The organism is Bacillus sp. FSL R9-9834, assembly GCF_038006905.1.
Taxonomy (GTDB): Bacteria; Bacillota; Bacilli; order Bacillales; family Bacillaceae_G; genus Bacillus_A; species Bacillus_A pacificus.
Genome location: NZ_JBBOWD010000001.1, coordinates 1 through 7,500, shown reverse-complemented (window position 1 = coordinate 7,500; position 7,500 = coordinate 1). Strand labels below are relative to the sequence as shown.

Genomic DNA, 7,500 nt, shown 5'->3' with positions numbered 1-7,500 from the left:
GTTCTAAACCTGTTAAACGTTGCAAACGCATATCTAAAATAGCTTGCGCTTGTTTTTCACTTAAGCCGAAACGTTCCATTAAACCTTGCTTTGCAATTTCCGCTGTTTTCGAACTACGAATTAATGTAATAACTTCATCCAGATGGTCTAAGGCAATTCGTAATCCTTCTAAAATATGAGCACGCGCTTCTGCTTTTTCTAGTTCATAAGCTGTACGTCTACGAATTACTACCTTTTGATGTTCCAAGTAATGATATAAATTTTGTTTTAAGTTCAGCACTTGCGGCTCTCCATTTACAAGAGACAGCATGTTAATACCGAAACTTGTTTGAAGTGCTGTATGTTTATATAAGTTATTTAATAATACATTAGCATTGGCATCACGACGTACTTCCATAACAATACGCATACCATTTCGATCTGATTCATCACGTAAATCTGTAATACCTTCAATTTTCTTATCGCGAACTAATTCTGCAATTTTTTCAATTAATCGCGCCTTATTTACTTGATAAGGTAGTTCCGTTACGATAATAGATTGTTTGCCATTTGACTTCTCTTCAATTTCAACTTTAGCACGAAGTATAATAGAACCGCGTCCTGTTTCATAAGCTCTACGAATACCACTTCTTCCTAAAATTAAACCTGCCGTTGGGAAATCTGGTCCTGGAATGCACTCCATTAATTCTGCAATAGTAATATCGGGATTATGACTTAATGCCAATACGCCATCAATTACTTCGCCAAGTTGATGCGGCGGAATATTCGTTGCCATACCTACTGCAATACCTGTCGTACCATTTACTAGTAAGTTAGGAAAACGCGCTGGTAATACAATCGGCTCTCTTTCAGAACCATCGTAGTTATCTTGATAATCAATCGTATTTTTTGAAATATCTCGTATTAATTCCATAGAGATTTTAGACATTCTTGCTTCTGTATAACGCATTGCTGCCGCTGAATCACCATCGACAGATCCAAAGTTACCATGCCCATCAACAAGCATATAACGTTGACTGAAATCTTGCGCCATACGTACCATTGTTTCATAAACAGCTGAATCACCATGAGGGTGATACTTACCGATTACTTCACCAACAATACGTGCTGATTTCTTATACGCTTTATCAGCCGTAATTCCTAAATCATTCATCGCATATAAAACCCTACGATGCACAGGTTTTAATCCATCACGAACATCTGGTAATGCACGAGATACGATAACACTCATTGCGTAATCTAAAAATGAGGTACGCATTTCATGACTAATATTAATTTCTCGAATTCGTGCTTGTTGTTGATTGTCTGACATCAACGAGCACCTCCTCTTACATTTCCGTTACACATACATTGATTTATATGTAGAAGACAGGAATACTCAGATTCCTGTCATTACTCATTTAAATATCAAGGTTTTTCACGTATTTTGCATTTTCTTGGATAAAGTTACGACGTGGCTCTACTTTATCCCCCATTAAAATTTCAAATGTTTCATCTGCTTCAATTGCATCTTGAAGGGAAACTTGAAGTAATGAACGCACTTCTGGGTCCATTGTCGTTTCCCAAAGCTGGGTTGGGTTCATTTCTCCTAAACCTTTGTAACGTTGGATACCAGGTTTAGGTTGAGCTGGTAATTCAGCTAAAATCTTTTCAAGCTCTTTTTCATTATAAGCATATTGAATTTTTTTACCTTGTTGTATTTTAAACAACGGTGGCTGTGCAATATAGATATAACCATGTTCAATAATTTGACGCATATAACGATAGAAGAACGTTAATAATAGGGTACGAATATGCGCACCATCTACGTCGGCATCCGTCATAATAATAACTTTATGATAACGAGCTTTCTCGATATCAAAATCGCCGCCAATGTTCGTACCAATTGCAGTAATAATTGTACGCACTTCATCGTTAGATAAAATTTTATCCAATCTTGCTTTTTCAACGTTAATAATTTTACCTTTTAGCGGTAAAATCGCTTGGAAGTGACGATCACGCCCTTGTTTTGCTGATCCACCGGCAGAGTCACCCTCTACAATGTAAATTTCACTAATTGCTGGATCTTTCGAAGAGCAATCTGCTAATTTACCAGGTAAACTTGAAACTTCTAATGCGCTCTTGCGGCGTGTCAATTCACGCGCTTTTTTCGCTGCAACACGTGCACGTGCTGCCATCGTGCCTTTTTCTACGATTTTTCGTGCAACATTCGGGTTTTCTAGTAAGAACTTTTCAAATGCCTCTGAAAACACAGACTCTGTAATCGTTCTTGCTTCACTATTCCCAAGTTTCGTCTTCGTTTGTCCTTCAAATTGTGGGTTTGGATGTTTAATTGATACAATTGCAGTTAAACCTTCACGAACATCCTCACCCGTTAAGTTACTGTCTGCATCTTTTAAAATACTATTTTTACGTCCATAATCGTTAATCACACGAGTTAAAGCTGTTTTAAACCCTACTTCATGTGTTCCACCTTCATACGTATGAATGTTATTCGTAAATGAGTAAATATTATTTGTATATCCTTCGTTATACTGTAAGGAAACCTCAACTTGAATACCATCTTTTGATCCTTCTACATATACAGGTTCTTCATGGATTGGTTGTTTTGAGCGATTTAAATGCTCGACGTATGATTTAATTCCACCTTCATAATGGAATTCTTTCTTTTGCTTATGTTCACGTTTATCTTCAATTGTTAATTTAATATTACGATTTAAAAATGCTAATTCACGCATACGAGTTGCGAGCGTATCAAATTCGTATACTGTTGTTTCCTGAAAAATTTCTGGATCTGGTTTAAATCGAGTTATCGTTCCTGTTTGATCTGTGTCACCAATGACTTTTAAATCCGCAACCGGAATACCTCTTTCGTATTTTTGATAATGGATTTTACCTTCACGATGTACAAATACCTCTAGTTCTGTTGATAGGGCATTTACTACAGATGCCCCAACACCATGCAAACCACCAGAAACTTTATAACCGCCGCCGCCAAACTTACCACCAGCATGAAGAACGGTCATAATAACTTCTACAGCAGGACGTCCCATTTTTTCTTGTATACCAACTGGAATACCACGTCCATTATCCGTTACACGAATACTATTATCTTCTTCGATACTAACGTTAATTTCATCACAGTACCCTGCAAGTGCCTCATCAATACTATTATCGACGATTTCCCATACAAGATGGTGAAGTCCTTTTCCGCTTGTAGATCCAATATACATACCAGGGCGTTTTCGAACTGCTTCTAGTCCTTCAAGTACCTGTATTTGACTTTCATCATATGAATTTTCTTGCATTTGCTTTTGTTCCATTGACACAAAGATCACCTACTTTTCCATTTAAACAGGGATTACGCCCTATCTATTTCACAATCTACCGTGCCGTTCGTTACATGAATTGTTTTCGCTTCTTTTAATGTTTCGTGTTCAATTCCGTCGACACTCGTCGTTGTCACAAATGTTTGCACTTTTCCTTGAATTGTATTTAACAGATGCGATTGACGATAATCATCTAATTCTGATAATACATCATCTAATAGAAGAATCGGATATTCTTTAACTTCTGAGTAAATCAATTCAATTTCAGCTAATTTTAGGGACAGTGCGGTCGTTCGTTGTTGTCCTTGCGAACCAAAGACTTGAACATTTTTACTATTAACGAAGAATTGTAAATCATCACGATGAGGACCAATTAAAGTCGTACCACGGAAAATTTCACGTTGTTTCACGGATTGAAAACTTTCATAGTATACTTCTTTTATTTTCGACAAATCCATTGATTCTGATACATCTACACTCGGTTTATAGACAATTTCTAATTCTTCTAACCCACGGCTTATACCACGATGAATTGGAGCTGCCCATTCTTGTAGTAAATGCAAAAATTCAAAGCGTTTTTGCAAAATTTTTGTACCATGCTCAATAAGTTGAAGTGTAAATACATCCAACATCGTTTCCTCATTCTTACTATTCCCTTGCATCTTTTTTAGCAAGTGATTTCGTTGTGTGAGCACCTTTTGATATTGACTCAGTTCATACAAATAGACCGGAGCTATTTGGCCTAATTCCATATCTAAAAAGCGTCTTCTTACTTGAGGGCTTCCTTTTACAAGATTTAAATCTTCTGGGGCAAACATGACAACATTCATCACGCCAATATATTGACTCAATTTTTGTTGTTCAAGTTGATTTAATTTTGCCTTTTTACCTTTTTTCGAGATATTTAATTCCAAAGACAAAGAACTATTTCTCTTTTGTAGCTTTCCTTTAATTTGACCGAAATCTTCATCCCAACGGATAAGCTCGCGATCATTAGAGGTTCTATGAGATTTCGCCATCGCTAAAACATAAATAGCTTCCATCAAATTCGTTTTCCCTTGCGCATTCTCGCCGATAATTACATTTACCTTATCTTCAAAGGAAAGCTCTAACTTTTCATAATTGCGATAGTTTTTTAATTGTATTTCTGAAATAAACAAAGGGCTCCCCCTTTATGACTGAACTTGGAAACTTCCGCTTCCTGGAATTTCAATAATATCGTTCGCATATAGTTTGCGACCTCTTCTATTTTCAAGTTCTTGATTCACGTACACTTCATATTCTTGTAAAAACCATTTTACAGCGCCACCTGTATCAATTACATCGGCTAACTTTAAAAATTGCCCTAGTGTAATATACTCTGTTGAAATTTTAATACGTTTCATAAAATCGCTCACTTTCTGAAAGTGTTCATTCTTTCATTGTACTAAATAAACTAGCATTAGGAAAGTAATACCCAAAAATCAAATAAGGGCTACTAGCATCTGAAAACTAGCAACCCTTATTTCTTACTTAGTAAGTACGAACCGGTAAAATTAATTGAATAATGGATTCATCATTTACTGTACGAATTAAGAATGGTCTCATTGCTCCAGTAAAGCTAATCTTAATTTCAGTACTATCTAATGCTTTTAGTGCATCCATCATATATTTTGCACTAAAAGATATTTTTAACTCTTCCCCATCTACTTTTTCACATTGAACTTCTTCTACTACTTTTCCGATTTCTGGTGAATTCGAGGAAATTTCTAGCATTGCCTGCTCTAAAGTTGATAATTTTACAACATTATTACGACCATCTCTTGCTAAAAGAGATGCACGATCAATTGCTTGTAAAAATTCTTTTGTATTTACAAAAATATCTGTTTTGCTCTCCGCTGGAATTAAGCGAGTTGTATCAGGGTAATTTCCTTCTAACAATCTTGAGAAGAATAATAAATGTTTTGTACGGAATAATACTTGATACTCCGTAATAACGATATCTACCATTTCTTCAGACTCATCTAGAATTTTACTTAATTCATTTAAACTTTTTCCTGGAATAACAACATTTGCTTGGAACTCATCTGCAATGCCTTCGATTTTTGCTTTTCGAAGAGCTAGTCTGTGACTATCTGTAGCAATGCCAGTTAGTTCGCTGTTATATACCTTCCAGTTTACACCTGTCAAGATTGGTCTTGTTTCAGAAGTGGAAACTGCAAATACAGTTTGTCTAATCATATGTTTAAGTAAATCCGTTGGAATCTTAAAAACATGATGTTCTTCAATTTGTGGTAACAATGGATATTCTGCAGAATCTAAACCATTTAAATTAAACTCTGATTTTCCAGAAGTTATTTTTGTCATCAAATGATTTTCCACAGAAATTTCTACAGTTTCTTTAGGTAATTTCTTTACAATTTCACTAAAATATTTAGCCTGTAAAACAATACTTCCTGATTGTTTCACTTCTACGATTTCTTTTCCATTCTCTTCAACTGGAATGAAAGATTCAATTGAAATATCAGCATCGCTTCCTGTTAATGTAACTCCTTCTTCCGTAGCGACAACTTTAATCCCCGTAAGGATCGGAATTGTTGTACGAGAAGAAACTGCCTTCATTACATCTTGTACACTTCTTACAAGATAGTCTTTTTGTATTGTAAAACGCATAAAGAAAAACCTCCGGTAAGTATAAGATTTTATTTAATTAATAAAGATAAAAAATAGTAGTAATAGTAATAGGGCTTGTGGATATGTGGATAACCCTGTTAAAGGATGTAAAAACAGTCTATCTACATGTGGATAGACTGTGCGTAAAACAAGGAAAGTTATTCACACTATTCAGCTACTACTTTAAAATATCGTTAATTTCTTCAACTTGCTTTTGTAATTGCGTGTCCGTCTTAAGTAGCTTAGAAATTTTTTCATGAGCATGGATAACGGTTGTATGATCGCGTCCACCGAATTCTTCACCTATTTTAGGTAAGGAGGAGTCTGTCAGTTCACGTGATAAATACATTGCAATTTGGCGAGGAAAGGCAACTGATTTCGTTCGCTTTTTCGCCTTGAAATCTTCCAATTTTACTTGATAAACATCTCCGACAGCTTTTTGAATATCATAAATGGAGATAATTTTTGGTTTAGAATTTGGAATAATATCTTTAAGTGCTTCAGCTGCTAAATCAGCATTAATATCTTTATTAATTAAAGATGAATAAGCTACAACTCGGATGAGTGCACCTTCTAGTTCACGAATATTTGAATCGATTTGATTTGCAATATAAAGCATGACCTCATTTGGTATATCAAGTCCTTCAGCCTTTGCTTTTTTGCGCAAAATTGCAATTCGTGTTTCTAAATCTGGTGGCGTAATATCCGTAATGAGTCCCCATTCAAAGCGAGAACGAAGACGATCTTCTAAAGTTGGAATTTCTTTTGGTGGCCGATCACTGGAAATTACAATTTGTTTACTTTCTTCGTGTAATGCATTGAATGTATGGAAAAACTCTTCTTGAGTTTGTTCTTTTCCCGCTAAAAATTGAATATCATCTATCAATAAAACATCTACATTGCGGTATTTATTACGAAAATCGACTGCTTTATTATCACGAATAGAATTAATAAATTCATTTGTAAATTTTTCTGATGATAAATATACAACTTTGGCATTTGGGTTATGTTCAATTACATAATGACCAATTGCATGCATTAAATGGGTCTTTCCAAGTCCAACTCCCCCATAAATAAAGAGGGGATTATATGCTTTAGCTGGCGCTTCGGCTACGGCCAATGAAGCAGCGTGAGCAAAACGGTTACCAGAGCCAATAACAAACGTATCAAACGTATATTTTGGATTTAGCATACTCTGTGGTAAATGATTAGAATCATCTTGTGCTGAATTCGGTTTAGAAGGAGGAAGATCGATCTCCTCTTCAGCTTGACTTTGGGGAATAATAAAGCGAATAGCTAGTTTTGCCCCTGTTAAATCATAAAGTGTTTCCGAAATTAGCTCTGAATAATGAGATTCTAGCCAATCGCGGGCGAATTCATTTGGAGCCGTAATTGTTAATACATCTTTCTTTAAATTATGTGCGGTCGTTGATTTTAACCATGTTTCATAGCTTGGTTTACTGACCTTTTTTTCTAGTTCTTTTAAGGCGCTGTTCCATAAATCAGAGATGTTTTCCAA

The 7,500-nt window shown here is 35.5% G+C and carries 6 protein-coding genes (1 of these 6 only partly in view); all 6 read right to left on the bottom strand.

Annotated features, from left to right (window positions below):
* On the bottom strand, nt 1-1,312 hold the 5' portion of the coding sequence (gene gyrA / locus MKY00_RS00030; RefSeq protein ID WP_001282851.1) for a DNA gyrase subunit A. The gene continues 1,160 nt to the left of window position 1, outside the view; the window shows 1,312 of its 2,472 coding nt (coding positions 1-1,312); its start codon is at nt 1,310-1,312; its stop codon lies beyond the left edge, outside the window.
* Nucleotides 1,313-1,400: 88 nt separating this feature from the next.
* Nucleotides 1,401-3,323, bottom strand: a complete 1,923-nt coding sequence (gyrB, locus tag MKY00_RS00025; protein ID WP_000435991.1) for a DNA topoisomerase (ATP-hydrolyzing) subunit B — start codon at nt 3,321-3,323, stop codon at nt 1,401-1,403.
* 38 nt (nt 3,324-3,361) lie between these two features.
* Nucleotides 3,362-4,489 carry a DNA replication/repair protein RecF gene (gene recF / locus MKY00_RS00020; protein ID WP_000470750.1) on the bottom strand — a complete coding sequence of 376 codons (1,128 nt, stop codon included), beginning with the start codon at nt 4,487-4,489 and terminating at the stop codon, nt 3,362-3,364.
* 12 nt (nt 4,490-4,501) lie between these two features.
* Entirely contained in the window at nt 4,502-4,714 is a 213-nt protein-coding gene (gene yaaA, locus MKY00_RS00015; protein WP_000821367.1) for a S4 domain-containing protein YaaA, read from the bottom strand.
* A gap of 127 nt (nt 4,715-4,841) precedes the next feature.
* Nucleotides 4,842-5,981: a DNA polymerase III subunit beta gene (gene dnaN / locus MKY00_RS00010; protein WP_001212895.1), complete on the bottom strand. Its 1,140-nt coding sequence runs from the start codon at nt 5,979-5,981 to the stop codon at nt 4,842-4,844.
* Nucleotides 5,982-6,159: 178 nt separating this feature from the next.
* A complete protein-coding gene (gene dnaA, locus MKY00_RS00005; RefSeq protein WP_000428025.1) occupies nt 6,160-7,500 on the bottom strand; it encodes a chromosomal replication initiator protein DnaA in 1,341 nt (446 codons plus the stop codon).